General features: G+C 60.7%; 15 protein-coding genes. 8 read left to right on the top strand and 7 right to left on the bottom strand.

Going from position 1 to position 22,402, the window contains the following annotated elements; all coding sequences use genetic code 11:
- Positions 1–170: 170 nt before the first annotated feature.
- From BLU24_RS07065 to cmoB, 6 genes are all read left to right on the top strand, one after another.
- Positions 171–2,582, top strand: coding sequence for a glucose/quinate/shikimate family membrane-bound PQQ-dependent dehydrogenase (locus tag BLU24_RS07065; protein WP_093098650.1), 2,412 nt, complete (start codon positions 171–173; stop codon positions 2,580–2,582).
- Positions 2,583–3,087: 505 nt separating this feature from the next.
- Positions 3,088–3,462: a DUF6124 family protein gene (locus tag BLU24_RS07060; protein WP_093098647.1), complete on the top strand. Its 375-nt coding sequence runs from the start codon at positions 3,088–3,090 to the stop codon at positions 3,460–3,462.
- Between the two features lie 1,266 nt (positions 3,463–4,728).
- Positions 4,729–7,146, top strand: coding sequence for an endopeptidase La (gene lon, locus BLU24_RS07055; RefSeq protein ID WP_093098644.1), 2,418 nt, complete (start codon positions 4,729–4,731; stop codon positions 7,144–7,146).
- 264 nt (positions 7,147–7,410) lie between these two features.
- Complete coding sequence (locus BLU24_RS07050; protein WP_093098641.1) at positions 7,411–7,803, top strand: protease inhibitor I42 family protein; 393 nt, start codon at positions 7,411–7,413, stop codon at positions 7,801–7,803.
- Positions 7,804–8,006: 203 nt separating this feature from the next.
- On the top strand, positions 8,007–8,750 hold the full coding sequence (gene cmoA, locus BLU24_RS07045; protein WP_093098638.1) for a carboxy-S-adenosyl-L-methionine synthase CmoA: 744 nt from the start codon (positions 8,007–8,009) through the stop codon (positions 8,748–8,750).
- Positions 8,747–9,703: a tRNA 5-methoxyuridine(34)/uridine 5-oxyacetic acid(34) synthase CmoB gene (gene cmoB / locus BLU24_RS07040; RefSeq protein WP_093098635.1), complete on the top strand. Its 957-nt coding sequence runs from the start codon at positions 8,747–8,749 to the stop codon at positions 9,701–9,703. Before cmoA ends, cmoB begins: the two co-directional genes overlap by 4 nt.
- Positions 9,704–9,829: 126 nt before the next feature.
- Here the strand turns inward: cmoB and tadA are convergent, their stop codons facing one another.
- The 7 genes from tadA to treP form a co-directional block, all read right to left on the bottom strand.
- Positions 9,830–10,327, bottom strand: a complete 498-nt coding sequence (tadA, locus tag BLU24_RS07035; RefSeq protein ID WP_093098632.1) for a tRNA adenosine(34) deaminase TadA — start codon at positions 10,325–10,327, stop codon at positions 9,830–9,832.
- Positions 10,327–11,703 (bottom strand): multicopper oxidase family protein, encoded by a 1,377-nt coding sequence (locus BLU24_RS07030; protein WP_093098629.1) that lies wholly within the window; start codon positions 11,701–11,703, stop codon positions 10,327–10,329. The genes tadA and BLU24_RS07030 overlap by 1 nt, the downstream gene beginning before the upstream one ends.
- A gap of 116 nt (positions 11,704–11,819) precedes the next feature.
- The gene (locus BLU24_RS07025; RefSeq protein WP_093098626.1) at positions 11,820–12,110 is read right to left on the bottom strand and encodes a PTS transporter subunit EIIB; all 291 of its coding nucleotides are present in this window, start codon (positions 12,108–12,110) and stop codon (positions 11,820–11,822) included.
- Between the two features lie 2 nt (positions 12,111–12,112).
- Positions 12,113–14,641 (bottom strand): phosphoenolpyruvate--protein phosphotransferase, encoded by a 2,529-nt coding sequence (ptsP, locus tag BLU24_RS07020; protein ID WP_093098623.1) that lies wholly within the window; start codon positions 14,639–14,641, stop codon positions 12,113–12,115.
- Between the two features lie 62 nt (positions 14,642–14,703).
- Positions 14,704–15,927 carry a maltoporin gene (locus tag BLU24_RS07015; RefSeq protein ID WP_093098620.1) on the bottom strand — a complete coding sequence of 408 codons (1,224 nt, stop codon included), beginning with the start codon at positions 15,925–15,927 and terminating at the stop codon, positions 14,704–14,706.
- A 105-nt stretch (positions 15,928–16,032) separates the two neighbouring features.
- The gene (treC, locus tag BLU24_RS07010) at positions 16,033–17,682 is read right to left on the bottom strand and encodes an alpha,alpha-phosphotrehalase (RefSeq protein ID WP_093098617.1); all 1,650 of its coding nucleotides are present in this window, start codon (positions 17,680–17,682) and stop codon (positions 16,033–16,035) included.
- Between the two features lie 21 nt (positions 17,683–17,703).
- Positions 17,704–19,146 carry a PTS system trehalose-specific EIIBC component gene (gene treP, locus BLU24_RS07005; RefSeq protein WP_090285989.1) on the bottom strand — a complete coding sequence of 481 codons (1,443 nt, stop codon included), beginning with the start codon at positions 19,144–19,146 and terminating at the stop codon, positions 17,704–17,706.
- Between the two features lie 235 nt (positions 19,147–19,381).
- Here treP and treR point away from each other — a divergent pair, with 235 nt between their 5' ends.
- Both treR and BLU24_RS06995 read left to right on the top strand, forming a co-directional pair.
- Positions 19,382–20,086, top strand: coding sequence for a trehalose operon repressor (treR, locus tag BLU24_RS07000; RefSeq protein WP_093098614.1), 705 nt, complete (start codon positions 19,382–19,384; stop codon positions 20,084–20,086).
- A 217-nt stretch (positions 20,087–20,303) separates the two neighbouring features.
- The gene (locus tag BLU24_RS06995) at positions 20,304–22,379 is read left to right on the top strand and encodes a TerD family protein (protein ID WP_231990196.1); all 2,076 of its coding nucleotides are present in this window, start codon (positions 20,304–20,306) and stop codon (positions 22,377–22,379) included.
- Positions 22,380–22,402: the final 23 nt, after the last annotated feature.

Genomic DNA, 22,402 nt, shown 5'->3' with positions numbered 1-22,402 from the left:
TTCCAGGCGACCTCTCCAGTGACTGAAAAACCGCTATCGCGAGCAGGCTCACTCCTACACAAATGCATTTCGTTAGCCGAACAAGTTTTTATCTGAACCATGCCTGCGCCAAATCGTCATCTAAAGTGACTACAGCGCGGGACTACATAAACGTCACGGAGAATCACACTATGAGCACCGAAAGTGCTTCGAGCCGGGGGCGGCTGCTACCCGCCCTGCTCGGCATCCTGCTTCTACTGATGGGCCTGGCCATGCTGGCCGGGGGAATCAAGCTGAGCACGCTTGGCGGCTCGCTGTACTACCTGCTGGCCGGTATCGGCATCGCCTTGAGCGGCATTCTGCTGCTGATGCGTCGTCGTGCGGCGCTGGGCCTGTACGCCATCGTCCTGTTCGCCAGCACCGTCTGGGCGCTGTGGGAAGTCGGTCTGGACTGGTGGCAACTGGTGCCGCGTCTGGCGCTGTGGTTTGTCCTCGGTTTCGTGATGTTGCTGCCGTGGTTCCGCCGTCCGCTGCTGCTCAACGGCCCGGCGAAAATGGGCACCGGCGGTCTGACCGTCGCGGTGATCCTGGCCGGCGTTACCGCTTTGGCCAGCCTGTTCACCCATCCGGGCGAAACCTTTGGCGAACTGGGCCGCGAAACCGCCGGTACGACCAGCACCGCACCGGCCATGCCGGACGGCGACTGGCAGGCCTACGGTCGCACCGAATTCGGTGACCGTTACTCGCCGCTCAAGCAGATCACCCCGGCCAACGTCGGCAAGCTGCAGGAAGCCTGGCGCATCCAGACCGGCGATCTGCCAACCAAGGATGACCCGGTCGAGCTGACCAACGAAAACACCCCGCTCAAAGCCAACGGCATGATCTACGCGTGCACCGCGCACAGCAAAGTGCTGGCGCTGGACCCGGACACCGGTAAAGAGCTGTGGCGCTTCGACCCGCAGATCAAGAGCCCGGTCGGCTTCAAAGGCTTTGCGCACATGACATGCCGTGGCGTTTCGTACTACGACGAAGCCGCTTACGCCAAGTCGGAAAACGCCAGCTCCGCGGTCATCTCCGCCGCCGGCCAGGCCGTTGCCCAGGCCTGCCCGCGTCGCCTCTACCTGCCAACCGCGGATGCCCGCCTGATCGCACTGAACGCCGACACCGGCAAGATCTGCGAAGGCTTCGGCACCAACGGCGTGGTCGACCTGACCCAAGGCATCGGACCGTTCACCGCCGGTGGCTACTACTCCACCTCGCCGGCGGCAATTACCCGTGATCTGGTGATCATGGGCGGTCACGTGACTGACAACGAGTCGACCAACGAGCCATCCGGCGTGATCCGCGCCTTTGACGTGCGCGACGGTCACCTCGTATGGAACTGGGACAGCGACAAGCCAGACGCCACCGAGCCTCTGGCCCCGGGCGAAACCTACAGCCGCAACTCGGCGAACATGTGGTCGCTGGCCAGTGTCGACGAAAAACTCGGCATGGTTTACCTGCCACTGGGCAACCAGACCCCGGACCAATGGGGCGGCAACCGCACCCCGGGCGCCGAGAAGTTCAGCGCTGGCGTCGTTGCGCTGGATCTGGCCACCGGTAAAGTGCGCTGGAACTACCAGTTCACCCACCACGACCTGTGGGACATGGACGTGGGCAGCCAGCCAACCCTGCTCGACATGAAAACCGCCGAAGGCGTGAAACCGGCTCTGATCGCCCCGACCAAACAGGGCAGCCTGTACGTCCTCGACCGTCGTGACGGCACGCCGATCATCCCGATCCAGGAAATCCCGGTCCCGCAAGGCGCTGTCAAAGGCGACCACACTGCACCGACCCAGGCCCGCTCGGACCTCAACCTGCTGGCCCCGGAACTGAACGAAAAAGCCATGTGGGGCGCGACCCCATTCGACCAGATGCTGTGCCGCATCCAGTTCAAGGAACTGCGTTACGAAGGCCAATACACCCCGCCATCGGAACAGGGCAGCCTGATCTATCCGGGTAACGTCGGCATATTCAACTGGGGTGGCGTTTCGGTCGACCCGGTTCGCCAGATGCTGTTCACCAGCCCGAACTACATGGCCTTCGTGTCGAAAATGGTGCCGCGCGAGCAAGTCGAAGCGGGCAGCAAACGCGAAAGCGAAACCTCGGGCGTGCAGCCGAACACCGGCGCGCCTTACGCCGTGATCATGCACCCGTTCATGTCGCCACTCGGCGTACCGTGCCAGGCCCCGGCCTGGGGCTACGTCGCCGGTATCGACCTGACCACCGGCAAAGTCGTGTGGAAACGCAAGAACGGCACCAGCCGCGACAGCTCGCCCATCCCGATCGGCTTCACCCTCGGCGTGCCAAGCATGGGCGGCTCGATCGTCACCGCTGGCGGCGTCGGCTTCCTCAGCGGCACCCTCGACCAGTACCTGCGCGCGTACGACGTCAACTCCGGTAAAGAGTTGTGGAAATCGCGTCTGCCAGCCGGTGGTCAAGCGACCCCGATGACCTACACCGGCAAGGACGGCAAGCAATACGTCCTGCTGGTTGTCGGCGGTCACGGCTCGCTGGGTACCAAGATGGGTGACTACATCATTGCGTACAAACTGCCGGAATAAGCGTTAGCCGCGGTAACGAAAAGGCGATGTCCCGCAATGGGCATCGCCTTTTTTGTGCACGCCATTTCTGAATCCACCACAAAACCTGTAGGAGTGAGCCTGCTCGCGATGGCGGTATGTCATTCAACATCCTCGGTGAATGATTTACCGCAATCGCGAGCAGGCTCACTCCTACAAAGGACGGTGTTCGTCCTACAGAAGCACATTGTGAGCGGGAGTTTTCCGACACATCGCGTCGGTTGTGCCTCGGAAATCGGCTGGATAGGCTCGTAGGGTCGCTGCAAATTCAGCGAACGGGCGTCGCGGCCCGATAACTGATGCATAATCGCCAATCTCACGGCACCTCGGTGCTAGTTGTTGTGTCATGGCGGCTGTGCGCGGGATACCTTCGTTGGAGGTATGCCGATTTCTCAGTTATCGGTCCGCGAACCCGCGTACAGCTGCCACCTCAGATTGCGTCGCGGCAATCGAAGGCAGCTCCACTTTCACCAACTGAGTATTCACCATGAAAAAGCCAACACCCAATCCGCCAGAAACCGATGACACCTCGCCATACGAATCCCCCGATTCCAAGAAATTCCACGAAGCCGCCGACCGCGCCCTCGACCACTACCTCAAACCCAACGCCCTGACCCTGCGCTTTCACAAACCCAGCACCATGTTCCAGGTCGCCCCCGAGCAGGACAGCGAAAGCCTGCTGGTCCACGCCTGCGAATCCCTGGCCCAGGCCAGCCTGATGACCAGCGACATCGCCGCCTACATCGACCTGCCGCAACGCCGGACCATACTGGCGATCCAGCAGATCATCATGCTGGCGGAACTGGCCGTGAACCGGGTATTGGATAACCACGAAATCCACCAAACACCAACACCCAGCTGAAAAGCCCCTCACCCTAACCCTCTCCCGGAGGGAGAGGGGACTGATCGGGGTGGATGCAAGAGCTACGTCGACGTGAAAACCGAGTCGCATACACATTTTAAAAAGCCCCTCACCCTAACCCTCTCCCGGAGGGAGAGGGGACTGACCGGGGTGGATGCGAGGGCTACGTCGACGTGAAAACCGAGTCGAACACACATTTTAAAAAGCCCCTCACCCTAGCCCTCTCTCGGAGGGAGAGGGGACTGATCGGGGTGGATGTGAGAGGTACGCCGACGTGAAAACCGAGTCGAACACACATTTTAAAAAGCCCCTCACCCTAGCCCTCTCCCGGAGGGAGAGGGGACTGATCGGGGTGGATGTGAGAGGTACGCCGATGTGAAAACCGAGTCGAATACACATTTTAAAAAGCCCCTCACCCTAGCCCTCTCTCGGAGGGAGAGGGGACTGATCGGGGTGGATGTGAGAGGTACGCCGACGTGAAAACCGAGTCGAATACACATTTTAAAAAGCCCCTCACCCTAACCCTCTCCCGGAGGGAGAGGGGACTGACCGGGGTGGATGCGAGAGCTACGTCGACGTGAAAACCGAGTCGAACACACATTTTAAAAAGCCCCTCACCCTAGCCCTCTCCCGGAGGGAGAGGGGACTGATCGGGGTGAATGTGAGAGTTACGCCGACTTGCGATACCAAGTCGTACTCCACATTCGAAGCCAACCCAAATCGGCTCCCTCTCCTAGGGGAGAGGGCTGGGGTGAGGGGCAGCCACACCACAAATCCCAAGCCGAACAACTGCTTCTAACCACTCAACAATGAGCGCCAGCTCGAGTGCTCTTGATCTTGATCTTGCCTAACCAGCGACATCGGAAGGCTGAGCGCAGGGATCGATCCGGGCGTGGGAGCGCAGCGACCGTACGACGAAGTCGTACACAGCGGAAGTAGGTGCAGCGAAGCAAACCGTAGCCGCTGCGCCCGGATCGATTCCGGAGCGAAGGGACCCGAGCCTGCGGGGGCCGAACGCAGGAGCAAAGCCTTTTTGGGTACTTTTTCGGCGTCTGGAAAAAGTGCCTCGCCGTAAGGGCGAAACCGCCGGCCGCCCCCCCGAAAAAACGGATATGCCCCCAAACCAACCAAAACCTGGTCGGCCCAGAGGCCGCCAAGGCCAACCCCCTGTCAAAACCCTGAACACAAGCAGAAACACCACCCCCCATTGAAACCACCCACCCCCTGCCCCATCTAAGACCCCATACTCCATTGCGCAGGTGCCCCATGACCGACCAGCAGGAACTCCCGGACAACCCCGACGACTACAGCGAAGCCGAGCACATCGAACACACCAGCTCCGGCACAGGCCTCGCCCTGCCCGGCCAGAACCTGCCGGACAAGGTCTACATCATCCCGATCCACAACCGCCCGTTCTTCCCGGCGCAGGTTTTGCCGGTCATCGTCAACGAAGAACCCTGGGCCGAAACCCTCGAACTGGTCAGCAAATCCGAACACCACTCGCTGGCCCTGTTCTTCATGGACACCCCCCAGGAAGACCCGCGCCACTTCGACACCGGCGCGCTGCCCGAGTACGGCACCCTGGTCAAAGTCCACCACGCCAGCCGCGAGAACGGCAAACTGCAGTTCGTCGCTCAGGGCCTGAACCGCGTGCGCATCAAGACCTGGCTCAAACACCATCGCCCACCGTATCTGGTGGAGGTCGAATACCCGCACCAGCCGACCGAGCCGACCGACGAGGTCAAGGCCTATGGCATGGCGCTGATCAACGCGATCAAGGAACTGCTGCCGCTCAACCCGCTGTACAGCGAAGAGCTGAAGAACTACCTCAACCGCTTCAGCCCCAACGATCCGTCGCCGCTGACCGACTTCGCTGCTGCCCTGACCTCGGCCACCGGAGCCGAGCTGCAAGGCGTGCTCGACTGCGTGCCAATGCTCAAGCGCATGGAAAAAGTCCTGCCGATGCTGCGCAAGGAAGTCGAAGTCGCGCGCCTGCAGAAAGAGATTTCCGCCGAGGTTAACCGCAAGATCGGCGAACATCAGCGCCAGTTCTTCCTCAAGGAACAGCTCAAGGTTATCCAGCAGGAACTCGGCCTGACCAAAGACGACCGCAGCGCCGACCTCGAACAGTTCGAACAACGCCTGGAAGGCAAAGTCCTGCCGGCTCAGGTGCAAAAGCGTCTGGAAGAAGAAACCCACAAACTGTCGATTCTGGAAACCGGCTCGCCGGAATACGCGGTCACCCGCAACTACCTCGACTGGGCCACTTCGGTGCCGTGGGGCGTGTACGGCGAGGACAAACTCGACCTGAAGCACGCCCGTAAAATCCTCGACAAGCACCACGCCGGGCTGGACGACATCAAGGATCGCATCCTCGAATTTCTCGCCGTCGGTGCCTACAAAGGCGAGATCAGCGGCTCCATCGTGCTGCTGGTCGGCCCGCCGGGCGTGGGCAAGACCAGCGTCGGCAAGTCGATCGCCGAATCCCTCGGCCGGCCGTTCTATCGCTTCAGCCTCGGCGGCATGCGCGACGAAGCCGAGATCAAGGGCCACCGCCGCACGTACATCGGCGCCCAGCCGGGCAAACTGGTGCAGGCGCTGAAAGACGTCGAAGTGATGAACCCGGTGATCATGCTCGACGAGATCGACAAGATGGGCCAGAGCTACCAGGGCGACCCGGCTTCGGCGCTGCTGGAAACCCTCGACCCGGAGCAGAACGTCGAATTTCTCGACCATTACCTCGACCTGCGCATGGACCTGTCGAAAGTCCTGTTCGTCTGCACCGCCAATACACTGGATTCGATCCCCGGCCCGCTGCTGGACCGGATGGAAGTGATTCGCCTGTCGGGCTACATCACCGAAGAAAAAGTCGCCATCGCCAAGCGTCACCTGTGGCCGAAACTGCTGGAAAAGGCCGGCGTATCCAAGGGCAGCCTGAGCATCAGCGACAGCGCCCTCAAGGCCTTGATCGACGGTTACGCCCGTGAAGCCGGGGTGCGCCAGCTGGAAAAACAGATGGGCAAACTGGTGCGCAAAGCGGTGATGAAGCTGATCGACGATCCAAAAGCGGTGATCAAACTCGGCCCGAAAGACCTCGAAGCGTCACTGGGCCATCCGGTGTTCCGCAACGAACAAGTGCTGTCCGGCACCGGCGTGATCACCGGTCTGGCCTGGACCAGCATGGGCGGCGCCACATTACCGATCGAAGCCACGCGCATCCACACGCTCAACCGCGGCTTCAAGCTCACCGGGCAGCTGGGCGATGTGATGAAAGAGTCAGCGGAGATCGCCTACAGCTACGTCAGCTCCCATCTGAAGCAGTTTGGCGGCGATGCGAAGTTCTTCGACGAAGCCTTCGTCCATTTGCACGTACCGGAAGGCGCCACGCCGAAGGACGGCCCGAGCGCCGGCGTGACCATGGCCAGTGCGTTGCTTTCGCTGGCACGTAATCAGCCACCGAAAAAGGGCGTGGCGATGACCGGTGAACTGACGTTGACCGGGCATGTGCTGCCGATTGGCGGGGTGCGCGAGAAGGTGATTGCGGCGCGGCGGCAGAAGCTCTTCGAATTGATCCTGCCGGAAGCCAACCGCGGCAACTTTGAGGAACTGCCGGATTATCTGAAAGAAGGGATAACCGTGCATTTCGCCAAGCGGTTTGCCGATGTGGCGAAGGTTTTGTTCTGACCGGTAGCGCGTAGCCCCTCACCCCAGCCCTCTCCCCCAGGAGAGGGAGCCGACCGTGGGATATTGCTGAACTACGCCGACCTGAAATTTCATCGCTGAATCCATAATCGACTCGATCTTTCAGGTCGATGTATGACACAAGACACCTCGGTCAGTCCCCTCTCCCCCTGGGAGAGGGCTAGGGTGAGGGCTCGGCACTGTCACACATCGCCTCATCTTCAGTTATGCTCGCCGTTCGTCGTAACCGCCGGAGCCACTGACCCCATGTCCGCCACTCGCCTGTTTCTCCCCCTCGCTCTCTCTCTGCTGGCCGCCTGTGCCACGCAGCCAAAACACAACGTGACCGTGGAAAAACAAAGCGAATGCCCCGTGCGGCTGACCACCGGACAGAACCTTATCGTCATGCTGCCAAGCAACCCAACCACCGGCTATCGCTGGGCCATCCAGGATTCCGCCGGCGGCGTATTGCGTGCACTCAGCCCCGAGGTTTACAGCAACCCGGAAGATGCCGGCGTGGTCGGCTCCGCAGGCGTTTCGACCTGGCGCTTTCAAGCCTTCGCCGCCGGCACCGGGCGTTTGCGCCTGACTTCGCAACAACCGTGGGCGCCGGAAGTGCTGCCAGTGGAAACCTTCGACTGCGCCATCTCGGTGAACTGACTCGCGAAACCGCGCTGGTTTCTTGCGAGCAGAATCTCCCACAGGACACCGCGATCCCCTGTGGGAGCGAGCCTGCTCGCGAAAGCGATATCCCTGACGGCGAAGTTTACCCGCCCGTACTGTGCTTTATCAGCAACCCAAGCATCCGCGCGCCACTTTGGCTAAAATGCCGGCCTTTTCCATCGACACCGCCGGAAACCGCCGTGAGCAAAGAACCCGATCGCCTATTCGCCCAGCCTTTGGCCCAGGTGCCTGACTTCGCTTTCAACGAAGACGTGGTGCGGGTGTTCCCGGACATGATCAAGCGCTCGGTGCCAGGTTATCCGACCATCGTCGAAAACCTCGGCGTGCTCGCCGCGCAATTCGCCCAACCCAACAGCGTACTCTACGATCTTGGCTCGTCACTGGGTGCCGTGACTCAGGCCCTGCGTCGTCACGTGCGCACCGACGGCTGTCGGGTGATTGCTGTGGATAACTCGGCAGCGATGGTCGAGCGCTGCCGCGAATACCTCAACGGTCAGGATTCGATGTTCCAGGAGTTGCTTCCGGTCGAAGTCATCGAAGGCGACATTCTCGCCCTCGACTTCCAGCCCGCTTCGGTGGTGGCGTTGAACTTCACCCTGCAGTTCATCGCCCCCGATCAGCGCACCGCTTTGCTGTCGCGCATCCACCAATCACTGTTGCCGGGCGGCGCGCTGATCCTGTCGGAGAAGCTGCGCTTCAACGATGTTGAAGAACATGCGTTGCTCACCGACCTGCACGTCGCCTTCAAACGCGCCAACGGCTACAGCGAACTGGAAATTGCCCAGAAGCGCAGCGCCATCGAAAACGTCATGAAGCCCGACAGCCTCGAAGAACACCGCGAACGCCTGCTGGCCGCCGGGTTCTCGAAAGTCGTGCCGTGGTTCCAGTGTCTTAACTTTGCCTCGTTGATTGCCTTGCCATGATTGATCTGTCCCCCCTCGCCCGCCGTCTGGCCGGTACACCGCTGGCCGAATGGGCCAACACCCTGCAGGCGCAACTCGACAAGAAAATGGAGAAAGGTCACGGTGACCTGGAACGTTGGCAAAGTGCGCTGGACGCCCTGCCGAAGATCCAGCCAAGCGAAGTGGATTTGCTCAACGGTCTGAAACTCGACACCGATTGCGATGACGCAACCCGCGCGCAGATGCGCACCGCGCTGATGGGCCTGTCGCCGTGGCGCAAGGGCCCGTTCGATCTGTTCGGCGTGCACGTCGACACCGAATGGCGCTCGGACTGGAAATGGTCACGCGTCGCTCCGCACCTGGACCTCAAGGGCAAACGCATCCTCGATGTCGGTTGCGGCAACGGTTATTACATGTGGCGTATGCTCGGGGCCGGCGCGGACAGCGTGATCGGCGTCGACCCGAACTGGCTGTTCTTCTGCCAGTTCCAGGCGGTGCAGCGCTACTTGTCCGAGCCGAACGCCTGGCACCTGCCGTTCCCGTTCGAAGACCTGCCGGCGAATCTCGAAGGCTTCGACACGGTATTTTCCATGGGCGTGTTCTATCACCGCCGCTCGCCGATCGAGCACTTGCTGGCGCTGAAGGATTGCCTGGTCAAGGGCGGCGAACTGGTGCTGGAAACGCTGGTGGTCGAGGGCGACAAGCATCAGGTGCTGGTGCCCGAAGATCGCTACGCGCAGATGCGTAACGTGTGGTTTTTGCCGTCGGTGCCGGCGCTGGAATTGTGGCTGCGCCGTGCGGGTTTCACCGATATTCGTTGCGTGGATGTCAGCACCACCACGGTCGAGGAGCAGCGCGGGACGGAGTGGATGAAGTATCAGTCGCTGAGCGATTTTCTTGATCCTGAAGATCACAGTAAAACGGTTGAAGGGCTGCCGGCGCCGATGCGGGCGGTGATCGTGGCCAGGAAGTAACTTTCACAAACGCCGCATACCCCTGTAGGAGTGAGCCTGCTCGCGATAGCAATCTGACAGTCACATCAAAGTTGAATGTTAGACCGCTATCGCGAGCAGGCTCACTCCTACAGTTTGGTTTTGTGTTTATTCAGTGGGTTTCGCGCGGCGGGCGCGAAAGAACTCGGTCAACACCGCCCCACACTCCTCCGCCAACACCCCGCCCTCATACAACACCCGGTGATTCAAAAAGCCCTGGGTAAAAAACTGTCCCTGGCTCTGCACGATCCCGGCTTTCGGCTCCAGCGCGCCATACACCACCCGCGCCACCCGTGAATGCACGATCAGCCCGGCGCACATGCTGCACGGTTCCAGCGTTACATACAGGGTGCTGCCCGGCAGACGATAGTTATCCACAGCTTGGGCTGCGGCGCGGATCGCGACCATTTCTGCATGGGCGCTCGGGTCGCTGGCGCTGATCGGGCAGTTGTAGCCGCGACCGATGATCTCGCCGTTCTGCACCAGCACCGCGCCCACCGGCACTTCGCCCAGCGCTGCGCCTTGCGCAGCCAGCATCAGGGCTTCGTGCATGAAGTCGCGGTCGCGGCTGCGGTCGATAATCGCCGCTGGGCGAATCTGGCGCATCACTTCACCTCGATGGCGGCCATCAGGCCGGTTTCCATGTGGTCGATCACATGGCAGTGGAACATCCACACCCCCGGATTATCGGCCACCAGCGCTACTTGCGCGCGCTCGTTCTTGCCCAGCAGGTAGGTGTCGGTGAAATACGGAATGACCTGGTGCCGGTTCGACGCAATGACCTTGAAACTCATGCCGTGCAGGTGGATCGGGTGCTGGTACTGGGTCATGTTCTTCAATTCGAAGATGTAGCTCTGGCCCAGCTTGAGGCTAGCAATCGGTCGATCAGCGCAAGTCTTGTCAGTGATGTCCCAGGCCTTGCCATTGATTTGCCACAGGCTCGGCGGTTTGCCGTTGTCGACATTGACCGACACCGAACCGACCCACTCGAAATTGAAGTTGAGTTTCTCGGCATTGGCTAGGTCCGGCTCGGCCACCGGGTTGGCCGGAAGGGCTTTGGGCCAGTCCGTCGGCGCATCGCTATTGGCCACCGATCGTAGCGTACCCAGACGCACCGGCCCGTTACGCAGCGACAGTTCCTCGCCCGCCGCCGGCGCCTTGATCGCCAGGCAAATGCGCATGCCCGGGCCGAGCCAGTATTCCTTGCCCAGCGGCCGTGGTTCGACCGGGTTGCCGTCCAGCGCGTAGATTTTCGCTTCGACGCCGGGAATATTGATTCGATACGTCAGGGTGTTGTCGAGGTTGAGCAACCGCACGCGGGTGATCTGCCCGGCCGGCAAATCGATCACCGGCAACGGCACGCCATTGATCGTCGATAAACGCCCCGCTGTACCGCCCCGCGCGGCTTCGCGAGGAATGCTGAAGTCGACGAAATTGCCTTGCTCGTCGATGTGCCAGTTTTTCAGGCTCAAGGTCTTTTCGTATTGGAAACCGGTCGGCTCGCGTTCTTCGACGATCAGCGGCCCGACCAGCCCGCGACCGAGTTCTTCGCTGCTGCTGACGTGCGGGTGATACCAATAACTGCCGGCATCCGGTACGCGGAATTTGTAATCGAAGTATTCACCCGGCAGCACCGGCAATTGCGACACATAGGGCACGCCGTCCATTTCCAGCGGCAAACGAATGCCGTGCCAGTGAATCGTGGTCGCCACCGGCAAGTGGTTGATGAAGCGCACCCGCAACCATTCACCCTGACGTACGCGCAGTTCGGTACCCGGCGCCGACGGCCCGAACGCCCAGGCTTCGGTCTTGTGCCCCGGCACCAGTTCGACGTCCAGCGGCGCGGCGATCAGTTCATAGTCGTGGCCCGCCTCGGCGTCGGCCATTTTGCCGAGCCAGTAACGCGATGCGCCCCCCGCCCCCACGCCAACGACAACAAGACCGGCCAGGCCACCGAGGATTTGGCGACGGGTAAAGGACATGAACTCAACTACCTCACGTATCAGCGACAGGCCCCGAGGGCCCGCAAAAGGCGAATACGATACACCTGCGGTTGAGAAACAGTAAGGGCGACCCGCCGCCGCACATCAGTTGCAGGCTAAGCGCGCAGCCCGGTAATCAGGTGCACCACGCCGTTTTTAAGGGGCATCACGCCCGCAACGCCAGCATCGCTCAAGGCCTGTTCATCCAGCCGCGACACATCGCGCAACGTCACCCGCACCCGCGTCAACGCCACCGGCTGCTGCGATAGGAGGTTATCCACACCGCCCAACGCGGCAACGATGGCAGCGCTCAACCCGTCGTCCGGCGTGGCTTGCACGTTCGGTGCATCTGGCACCAGATCGGGGGTCAGGGCTTTCCAGAAGGCTTTTTGCAGTTGATCGAACATCTTCAGTTCTCCATAACGTGCGCGGTTTCGACGCTCGCTTCGTGAAACAGCCGCAACGCCTCGCGCACTTGCCCGGCGCTTTCCAGGCCAAGCACCTGTTTGGCGACGACCTGACAGTCGGCCAGCGCCAGTTCGCGCACGGTGGCCTTGATCGGAGCAATCATCGGCACGCTCACTGACAACTCGTCCACACCCAGGCCCAACAACAGCGGCACCGCCAGCCGCTCGGACGCCATCGCGCCACACACCCCGACCCATTTGCCGTGGGCGTGCGCAGCCTTGACCGTCATGGCAATCAGGCGCAGCACCGAGGGATGAAAGCTGTCGGCCTGACTGGCCAGACGCGGATGGTCGCGATCCATGGCCAGGGTGTACTGGGTCAGGTCGTTGGTGCCGATCGAGAAAAAATCCACCAACGGCGCGAACAGGTCGGCCATCAGCGCCGCCGCCGGTACTTCGATCATGATCCCCAGTTTCGGCCTTTCGGTGAGGCCCAGCGCCAACGCTTCTTCTTCAAGCATCTGCCGGGCCAGACGCAGCTCCGCCAATTGCGTGACCATCGGCAGCATGATGTGCAGGCGCGTCAGTGCGCAGCAGCCGAGCATGGCGCGCAACTGCTCACGCAATAAATGCGGGCGCTCCAGGCACAAGCGAATGCCGCGCAGACCGAGAAACGGATTGCTTTCACTTTCCATCGGCACGTAGGCCAGCGGTTTGTCGCCGCCGACGTCAAGGGTGCGCACCACCAGATTGTGCTCAGGCCCGACACAACGGGCGATGGCATTGTAAGTGGCGACCTGCTCGTCATGGCTCGGCGCATGGTTGCGGCCCAGATATAAAAACTCCGAACGCAGCAGCCCGACACCGGCGCCGCCCATGGCCATGGCCTGCTCGGTTTCTGCCAGTGAGGCGACGTTGGCTGACACCTCGACGTGATGCCCATCGCGAGTGCAGGCCGCCAGCGCAGCGTGCTCCAGATCATGGGCATGTCGTTGCCGTTGTTGCGCGTGGCGCGCCTGCCATTGCTCGATCGTCGCCGCGTCCGGCTGCACCTGCAGTTCACCCTTGTCGGCATCGAGCAAAACCTCGGTGCCGTTGCGCAAGGCAAGCATTTGCACCGGCACGCCGCAGATCGACGGCAAGCCGCACGCCCGGGCCAGAATCGCCACATGGCTGGTCGCGCCGCCGCCGACCGTGGCGAAACCGAGCACTTTGCTGGTATCGATGCGAGCGGTTTGCGACGGGGTCAGTTGGTCGGCGATCAGAATGCTGCCTTGCGGCAGGTCCAGCGTCTGCTCGTCGATGCCCAGCAGGCGCTTGAGTACGCGTTGCCCAACATCGCTCAGGTCCGCCGCGCGCTCTACCAACAGCGCGTTGCCGAGCTGGCGGAACATCGCTGCAGTGGTTTCGGTTGCCGTACGCCAGGCGAAGGCCGCACTTTTGCCGGTGTCGATCAACGCCGCGGCCTGATCGAGCAGGCCGGGGTCTTCGAGCAGTTCCTGATGGGCCTTGAAGATCTCCGCTTCAGCCTCGCCTGCGGCGGTATCGCGCAGATGCTGCAAGGCCAGATCCGCTTCGATCAAGGCGTGGGCGAGCGCTTCACGTTCGCTATCGGCATCGCCGCCGAATTCGTCGATGTCGAAGCTCGGCTCGCTGATCTGGACCACATTGCCCAACGCCGAGCCGGGAGACGCGCACACCCCGCGCAACAGCGTCAGCGGCTCGTCGGTGGCGATCACGACGGGCGCCTGCGCTGTCACCGGTTCACCGCAGCCCTCGGTCAACAAGCGGGCCAGCGTGTCGATGGCCGCTTGCGCATCGTCGCCCGCCGCACTGATCTGCACGCTGTCGCCAAACGCAGTCTGCAACGCCATCAGCGCCACCAGCGATTTGCCGTTGGCCTGCGCTTGTTGTTTATGCAGATGAATGGTTGCGGTAAACGCTTTGGCTGCCTGGGCGAACACCGCAGCCGGGCGCGCGTGCAGGCCATTGCGGTTGGGCAAGATCAGCGCTGGCGAAAACAGCGTCTGGCCTTTTGTCGCGTCTGGCGTCTCGCTGGATGTTTGCCCGCCTGCAAGTTCCAGCAGCGGCTGGCCGCGTTCGACCCGTCCGCTCGGCTCGGCCAGCCAGTGGAACGGCTCGCCGCTGACCACCAGCATCAAGGTCAGCAGGCTGCGGGCGTGACGGGCGATGTAGTCGGCATCGAACTCGATCAGCGCCTGTCCGGCAGCGACCTCTTGCCCTTCTTCGACCAGACGGGTGAAACCCTGCCCGGCGAGGTTCACCGTATCCAGGCCGATGTGCAGCAATACCTGCACGCCGTGTTCGTCGGTGATGCTCACGGCATGCCCGCTGGCCTGCACGTTGCTGACCACGCCGGCCAGTGGTGCGCACAGGGTCGACGAGGTCGGGTCGATGCACAGACCGTCGCCGATCACCCGACCGGAAAACACCGGATCGGGCACCCGGTCCAGCGCCATCAGCACGCCGGACAGCGGCGCCAGCAGTTGTAAGGGTTGGGGTGTGGCCATGACGTCACCTGCAATGTTCGTATTGAAGTACCGACGGGGCGCGATGCTCCCGTCAGCATCGCTTATTTCCACCAGTATTCGACCTGCAATCCGACATTCGCACCGTGCCGGGCATTGCCGAAGGCGCCGCTGTCGGACAGTGCCGTGCCTTTCGCCAGTTGATTGGCCGCGCGCTTTGCCGCCTCGTTCCACGTCGCGTAGGTGTAATACAACCGCACTTCAGGCCGCGCCCAGAAGGCCGGACCTTTCGGCGACCAGGTTGGGGCCACGGTGAATTTGCTCAGTTTGCGCGTACCGCCTGGTGCATCGACCTGATCGTGGCCCAGTTCGGTGACCAGTTTGAACTGCTCGGTGAGCGCATAGGCCGGGCGCACGCCCAACGATAGCCAGTTCTGATCGGCGCCGTTTGCACGAATGTCTTTTTGATACACCGCTGCGATTTGTCCGCCGAAACGCGGCGTCAGTTGCCAGTCGAAAAACTCGACAATGCGATAGCTTTTATTGCTGTCGTCGAGTCCGACGTCCCCGGTATAGCCCAACCCGGTGCCGGGCCCTTCGCCGTATTGCAGGGCCAGTTTGTTCTTGCCGCCGAAAAATCCGCTCTGCACATGTTGCGTGGTAATCGCCCAGCCGCGATGGGCGTCGCGGCTGTCGGGTTTGTCGATGTAGCTCAGACCGAATTCCAGTTCGCCGCCGGGGTTGCTGTTGAAGCCACCCACGTTGAAATCGTGGCGATTGATGTAGTCCTTCTGGTAGAGATTGTCTTTGCGCGAGAACGCGTAGCTGTACTTCAGATCGCCGATCAATACGTCTTCGATGCCGCCGCCGGTGGCGCTCTGGTTCCAGTAGTAGAAGTCGGAAATGTGGATATCGTTACGCTTGTAGTAACGGCGCCCGGCCCACAACGAACCGCCATTGAGCGCGGGCATCGCCGACCATTGGGCGTAGGCCTGGGGCAAACGGATCGAACCGGTGTGGTCTTTGAATGTGGGTTTGCGGTCGTAGCGGTTGTACAGCGAAGCCATGCCGTCGACGCTCAGCACTGAACCGTCCTCAAGGGTGTACAGATCCTGACGCAGCTCCAGTTCGCCGTATTGTTCACATTCGTTGCCCAAGCGATATTTGGTCTGCGCGCCGGGCAACTGAAAGCACGACTGGCTGCTGCTGTTGACCGACGTACCGACACCGCTGCGCAAGTAACCGCCAAACTCCAGCGCATGTGTCGACGCTGGTAACGCCAGGCAAACACCTGTCACTGCAAGGCTGCGCTTTATTGTTGTTTTCATAAGCCATCCCATTTTTTTATTGTGTGTTTGCAGAAATTCAGCGCGCAAAGCTCCCCCGCGCAGTGTTCTGCGTGTTTTTGTCAAACGTGGTTTACGGGTTAAGAATCAGGGATCGATCAGGTGCACAACGAACGACTCGTAAGGTCGCAACGTCAGCCGGCGAGTGCGCGGCATGGCGTCCGAGTAATTGCTGATCAAGGTTCGCTGGCGCATCGATTCGCTGATCACGCTTGCGGGCAATTCGATTTCACACGCCGCGGAGTAGAAGTTGTTCACCACCAGCAAGCGCTCGGCGTCGCCCTCACGTAGATACACCCAGACTTGCGGATGCTCGGGCAATAACTGCCGGTACAGCCCGTCGGTGATCAATGGCTCGCTGCGCCGCAGTGCGATCAGCGTGCGGTAGTGGTGCAGCACTGAATCCGGATCATCCAGCTGCCGCGCGACGTTGATCTGCGCGGCATTGGCCGGCACACCGATCCACGGTTCGGCAACGCTGAAACCGGCGTTCGGCGTCGCGTCCCAGTGCATCGGCGTGCGCCCGTTATCGCGGGATTTCTGCATGATCGCCGCCATATTGTCGGCGTCGCTGCTTCCCGCCTCGCGCTTGAGGCGGAAGATGTTCAGGGTCTCGACGTCGCGGTAATGCTCGATCGACTCGAACCCCGGATTGGTCATGCCCAGCTCTTCACCCTGATACACGAACGGCGTGCCCTGCAGAAAGTGCAGCGCGGTGCCGAGCATTTTCGCCGACAGCTCGCGAAACTCGCCCTCATGACCAAAACGCGAGACCACCCGCGGTTGATCGTGGTTACACCAGAACAGCGCGTTCCAGCCGCCGCCGGCCTGCATGCCGGTCTGCCAGTCGGAGAGGATGCGCTTGAGCTGGAGGAAATCGAAGTCGGCGCGCACCCACTTCTGCAGGTTCGGATAATCGACTTTCAAATGATGAAAGTTGAAGGTCATCGACAGCTCTTTCGACTGCGGATTCGAATAGCGAATGCAGTGTTCGAGGCTGGTCGATGACATCTCGCCGACGTTGATCAGGTCGTAGCCTTCGAAGACTTCACGGTGCATCTGCTGCAAGTACGCATGCACGTTCGGCCCGTCGGTATAGAAGCGTCGGCCATCGCTGTCATCTTCGGGAAAGTCTTCGGGCTTGGAGATCAGATTGATCACGTCCAGGCGGAAACCGCCGACACCCTTGTCGCGCCAGAACTGCATCATTTTGAAGACTTCGGCGCGCACCTGCGGGTTGTCCCAGTTCAGGTCGGCCTGAGTGTGGTCGAACAGGTGCAGGTAGTACTGACCGGTCTGCGCCTCGTACTCCCAGGCAGATCCGCCGAACTTCGACTCCCAATTGTTCGGCTGATCGCGCCAGATATAGAAATCACGATAAGGATTGTCGAGGCTGCTGCGCGCCTGCTGAAACCAGACGTGTTCGATCGAAGTATGGTTGACCACGATGTCGAGCATCAGCTTGATCCCGCGCTTGTCCGCTTCGGCAATCAGCAGTTCGCAGTCGGCCATGCTGCCGTAGCTCGGATCGATGGCGTAGTAATCGCTGATGTCGTAGCCGTTGTCGCGCTGCGGCGAACGCAGGAACGGCGTGATCCACAGACAGTCGACGCCCAGCCAGTGCAGATAGTCGAGCTTGGCGACAATCCCCAGCAGATCCCCGGTCGGGTTGCCGGCGTGGCTATGAAAACTCTTCGGATAAATCTGGTAGATCACCGAACGCTGCCAGTCCTGCATGGCACAACTCCTTCAGATATCTCAGGCAACCCGAAAACCGGGACGGACAATCTTCATGCTCAGCGCGCAGGTCAGAACGAACGGCACGAGCATGGCAATCAGCATCCCGATCACGAACATCGGGATGTACTGCGGAATGATCGAAATGAACCCCGGCAGACCGCCGACGCCAATCGCCGAGGCCTGGATGCGGTTCAATGAAAGGAATATGCAGCCGAGCGCAGAGCCAGCCAGCGCCGCATAAAACGGAAACTTGTAGCGAAGGTTGACGCCGAACATCGCCGGCTCGGTGATACCGAAATAAGCGGAAATCGCCGAGGTCGATGCCATGCTCTTGTCCCGCGCATTGCGCGTCATCCAGAACACCGCCAGCGCCGCACTGCCTTGGGCGAGGTTGGACATGACGATCATCGGCCAGATGAAGGTGCCGCCCTGGCTCGAGATCAATTGCAGGTCCACGGCGAGAAACATGTGGTGCATGCCGGTGATCACCAGCGGCGCATACAGCAGCCCGAAAATCAGTCCACCCACCAACGGCGCCAGATCAAACAGCATCACCAGACCTTCGGTAATGTAGATGCCGATATGCCGCGTCACCGGACCGATGATCGCCAGCGCCAGCACGCCGGTGACGACAATGGTGGTGATCGGCACCACCAGTAATTGAATGGCGTTGGGCACGCGGGCGCGCAACCATTTTTCGATCACGCTCATGACGTAGGCAGCGAGCAGGATCGGCAAAATCTGCCCTTGGTAACCGACCTTTTCCACCTGGAACAAACCGAGGATGTCGAAGTACGGCAGTTGCTGCCCGTCCAGCCCGGCCACCGCTTTACCGTAGTTCCAGGCGTTGAGCAGGTCCGGATGGACGAGCATCAGGCCGAGCACGATGCCGAGAATTTCGCTGCCGCCAAAGCGCTTTGCCGCCGACCAGCCCACCAGCGCCGGCAGAAACACGAACGAAGTGTTGGCCATCAGGTTGATCAGGCTCCACAGCCCGTCGAGTTTCGGATAGGCATCGAGCAGCGTCTGCCCGTCGATGAACATGCCTTTGGCGCCGAGCAGGTTGTTGATGCCCATCAGCAGGCCGGCAATGATCAGCGCCGGCAGGATCGGCATGAACACGTCGGAGAACACCCGCACCAGCCGTTGCATGGCGTTGATCTTCTCCGCGCTTTTTTGTTTAACGTCGGCAATCGTCGACGCAGCGAGACCGGTCTGCTTGCGCAGTTCGGCATAGACCTTTTCCACTTCCCCCGGACCAATCACCACCTGATAAAGGCCGCCTGTGAAGAACGAGCCTTTGACCAGATCGATCTGGTTGAGCGTAGCGGTGTCGACCAGGCTCGGGTCTTTCAGAGCCAGACGCAAACGCGTGACGCAATGCGCGGCCTGCTCGAGGTTGTCGGCGCCACCGAGGCTTTGCAGCAAGTCCCTGGCGATGTTCGGGTAGTCGTGGCTCATGCTTGTTCTTCCGCTGTGGATTGTTGTTATTGGCAGCACGCCGAAGCGAAAAATACTCGTACAGACGAGTTAATGCAACAACTCGTCTGTACGAGTTTGTTTGTGCATATTCCCGCCAGACCAACGGCGAATTTTCCTACTTGGCCCTAGGCAGATTTCTATCGTCCACATGGACAAAGCCCTACCCTGGCCTTAAGGTTCGAAGCTTTGAGCAGCCTCGGCACCGAGCCCATCCATGAGCAAATACAACCAGATCTACAACGATCTGCTGGCCAGCATCACCACTGAACGCCTGGAGCGCGGTGCCCGGCTGCCGTCCGAAACCGAGCTCATGGACAGCTACCAGGCCAGCCGCGGCACGGTGCGCAAGGCTATCGAACTGCTGCAGGAACGCGGCTTCGCCCAGAAAATCCACGGCAAAGGCACCTTCGTACTTTCGACCAACCCGATCGAGTTTCAGCTCGGCGGCATCGTCAGCTTCCAGGAGACCTACCCGCGCCTGGGCAACGACGTCAGCACCGAAGTGGTCGAGCTGAGTCAGTTCGCCCTCGAAGGCGCCCTGCTCGAACACATCCATGCCGAACCCGGCAGCCTGATCACGCGGATCAAGCGCGTGCGGCGGATTGACGGCAAACGGGTGATCCTCGACATCAACCACTTCGTCAGCGACGTTATTCCCGGGCTGTCTCTGGATATCGCTGAGCAGTCGATCTACGCCCACATCGAGCAGACCCTGCAATTACAGATCGCCTACGCCCAGCGCACCATCGAAGCCGTACCGCGCAGCAAGGACGATCAACTGCATCTGGACCTCGACGGCCAGAGCCACGTCATCGTAGTCAGCAACCAGACCTTCTTGCAGGACGGCCGGCAGTTCGAGTACACCGAGTCACGGCATACGCTGGACAAGTTCTATTTTTCGGATGTGGCGCGGCGTTGACAGCCGCTGTCAAGCGAGCTGGTTTCAAAATATGTGGTTCGCTGACAAATCCGATGACCTCCGTTAGTATGCCGCCGTGGCTATGGAACACCTTCCTTCTATCCCCTATGAACTAGGGGTTCCGCTCTCCACACTGCGCCTGCTTATTGCAGGCGTTTTCGTATCAATTGCACAGGTGAGCCTCCGCTCACTGGAAACGGCGACCAAGGAAGAAATCATGATCAATCAGGAGCTGTTCCTGCGGCGCCGTACTAAATTTCACGTCCCTGCGGGTACCGGCGGAGCCACGCGTGCGCAGGTCGCATCGGCTGTCAAAGAAGTCACGGCGTTCCGATGCGTGTTTTCCGAGCCGCTGGTTGAGCAAATTGGCATGCTCTCTGCGGAAGAACTCAGGAGTTGGCTGCGTGAGGTTATCCGAGTACTTCGGCGACGCAGCGGCGCTCACGTCCATCACCGACCGTTTTATCCCGATTTCCCCAATCAGGTCCTCGAGGCTTCAGAGGCGGAGTTGTATCTCAACGCCGTCCTGCACTATCACACCCTGCGACGCTTGCCGCCCAGTGAACAGGTTCGGCCGGCCCTGCTTGAAGGCAACTTCATCCATTGGGTGATCGAACCGGGAAGCGTCAGCGAATTCGAGTCACTGCTCGAACCGCTGGTTTCATCGCGCACCTCGCTATCCGACGAGGAAGCCGCCGATGTCATCTGGTTTATTCAAACCTATAAAAACGACGTGTTCCGTCTGTTGCCCGAGACCATCCCGTTCCGCGAAATTCGTGCACTGGTCGCCGGAGCGTTGATTCTGCATATTGGTGACAACACCGGGGTAGAGGCATTTCTGGAACAAAACGTCGAAACAGCAACCGACGTGCTGCGCGTGGCGATCGCCTTGCATGGTGGGGACGTGTCGCTGGCGACAGCGCTGACGCGCTTCTGCAAAATGAAGCGTTCGATGCGTCGCCGGCTGTTGCGCCTGCTCGACCGCGCGCCCAACGCTACGGAAGATGTGATGCGCCAGCCTGAACGTTGGAAACGCCTGGCCGAAGTCCTGCATCCGGGCGATTACGCTGACAAGTATCCGCAAGCTTTCGCCGCCATCACCGCAGCGCGGCGCAACGATGCGCCGGCTTCGTTTGGGTCCCGTGTCGAAACCATGCTTGCCCAACGCCAGATCGCCGCGCTGACACCCGTGCTGCAAGATCGTCCCGGAGAATTCGCCCGACGTCTGGATGTAACATTGCGGCGTGCCACCGATCCAGACGCGGTACTCGACGCTTTTGAAACTGTTGCAGCGAAAGTGTCCTCGCCTGTTCTGCTGCAGTTGCTGGCTCAGGTACAAGCCCCGCGCCCCCTGCCCTTGCGGGCGTTTACACCGAAAGGAGCGCTGGCCAAAGTCTTCGGCACCAAAGATCGTCGTGATTCAATCGCACCACCAGTATTGGCGCGTGCCGCACAGATATGTGAACACGCCCTGATAACGCGCTTTGCATCGTTGCCACCGCTGGGCCGCTGCTTCGTCGACCCTGCATTGCGCGAATATCGAGTGCCACTGGCACAGCGGGCCGCAGCGAAATCCCTGCGCACGCTGGTACGCGGCAGTCGATTGCCGATGCCCGATACGCGTTTCATTCGCCTGTTTCTGTGGTGGAAGAATGGCCGTGAGCGCACGGATATCGATTTGTCCGCTGTCTTCTTCGACGCCGACTTCGTCTTCAAGGACGCGGTCGCGTACTACAACCTCAAAGGTTACGGCGGTTACCACAGCGGCGACATCGTCGACGCGCCCGAGGGGGCTTCCGAGTTCATCGACCTAGACCTTGATGTTCTCGTCGAGAAAGGTATCCGCTATGTCGTGACCTCCCTCAACTCGTTTACCCGGCAGCCATATTGTGACCTTCCTGAATGCTTCGCAGGCTGGATGGCTCGCGCCGATACGGCATCGGGTGAAGTGTTCGAGCCGCGTTCCGTGGTCGATCGCATCGATATCGCCTCGGACACCGGTATCTGCCTGCCCTTCGTAGTGGACTTACACGAGAGACGCATGATCTGGGCCGACCTGGGGCTGACCTCATCGCCCCGCTGGAACAACGTCGACAACAACCTCAGCGGAGTTTCGCTGATGCTGCGCGCCTTGGTGCATACACCGCGGCCGGATCTGCACACGCTTTTCGATTTACATGTGCGGGCACGAGGCGTACGAGTGGCCTCTGCACAGCAGGCGCAAACGGTCTTCTCGCCAGATCAAGGGCTGACGCCGTTCGACACGGATCTGATTCGGTCGCAATTTCTTTGATAAGTGCAGCAGCATTCGCAGAA

Source organism: Pseudomonas sp. Z003-0.4C(8344-21), from assembly GCF_900104975.1.
Classification (GTDB): domain Bacteria; phylum Pseudomonadota; class Gammaproteobacteria; order Pseudomonadales; family Pseudomonadaceae; genus Aquipseudomonas; species Aquipseudomonas granadensis.
The sequence above is the reverse complement of the archived record's forward strand: the minus strand, read 5'-3'. Positions and strand labels throughout refer to the sequence as shown.

Coding starts and splice junctions, on each gene's coding strand:
- BLU24_RS07065 (WP_093098650.1), top strand. CDS start 171: ATGAGCACCGAAAGTGCTTCGAGCCGGGGGCGGCTGCTACCCGCCCTG.
- BLU24_RS07060 (WP_093098647.1), top strand. CDS start 3,088: ATGAAAAAGCCAACACCCAATCCGCCAGAAACCGATGACACCTCGCCA.
- lon (WP_093098644.1), top strand. CDS start 4,729: ATGACCGACCAGCAGGAACTCCCGGACAACCCCGACGACTACAGCGAA.
- BLU24_RS07050 (WP_093098641.1), top strand. CDS start 7,411: ATGTCCGCCACTCGCCTGTTTCTCCCCCTCGCTCTCTCTCTGCTGGCC.
- cmoB (WP_093098635.1), top strand. CDS start 8,747: ATGATTGATCTGTCCCCCCTCGCCCGCCGTCTGGCCGGTACACCGCTG.
- tadA (WP_093098632.1), bottom strand. CDS start 10,327: ATGCGCCAGATTCGCCCAGCGGCGATTATCGACCGCAGCCGCGACCGC.
- BLU24_RS07030 (WP_093098629.1), bottom strand. CDS start 11,703: ATGTCCTTTACCCGTCGCCAAATCCTCGGTGGCCTGGCCGGTCTTGTT.
- BLU24_RS07025 (WP_093098626.1), bottom strand. CDS start 12,110: ATGTTCGATCAACTGCAAAAAGCCTTCTGGAAAGCCCTGACCCCCGAT.
- ptsP (WP_093098623.1), bottom strand. CDS start 14,641: ATGGCCACACCCCAACCCTTACAACTGCTGGCGCCGCTGTCCGGCGTG.
- BLU24_RS07015 (WP_093098620.1), bottom strand. CDS start 15,927: ATGAAAACAACAATAAAGCGCAGCCTTGCAGTGACAGGTGTTTGCCTG.
- treC (WP_093098617.1), bottom strand. CDS start 17,682: ATGCAGGACTGGCAGCGTTCGGTGATCTACCAGATTTATCCGAAGAGT.
- treP (WP_090285989.1), bottom strand. CDS start 19,146: ATGAGCCACGACTACCCGAACATCGCCAGGGACTTGCTGCAAAGCCTC.
- treR (WP_093098614.1), top strand. CDS start 19,382: ATGAGCAAATACAACCAGATCTACAACGATCTGCTGGCCAGCATCACC.
- BLU24_RS06995 (WP_231990196.1), top strand. CDS start 20,304: ATGATCAATCAGGAGCTGTTCCTGCGGCGCCGTACTAAATTTCACGTC.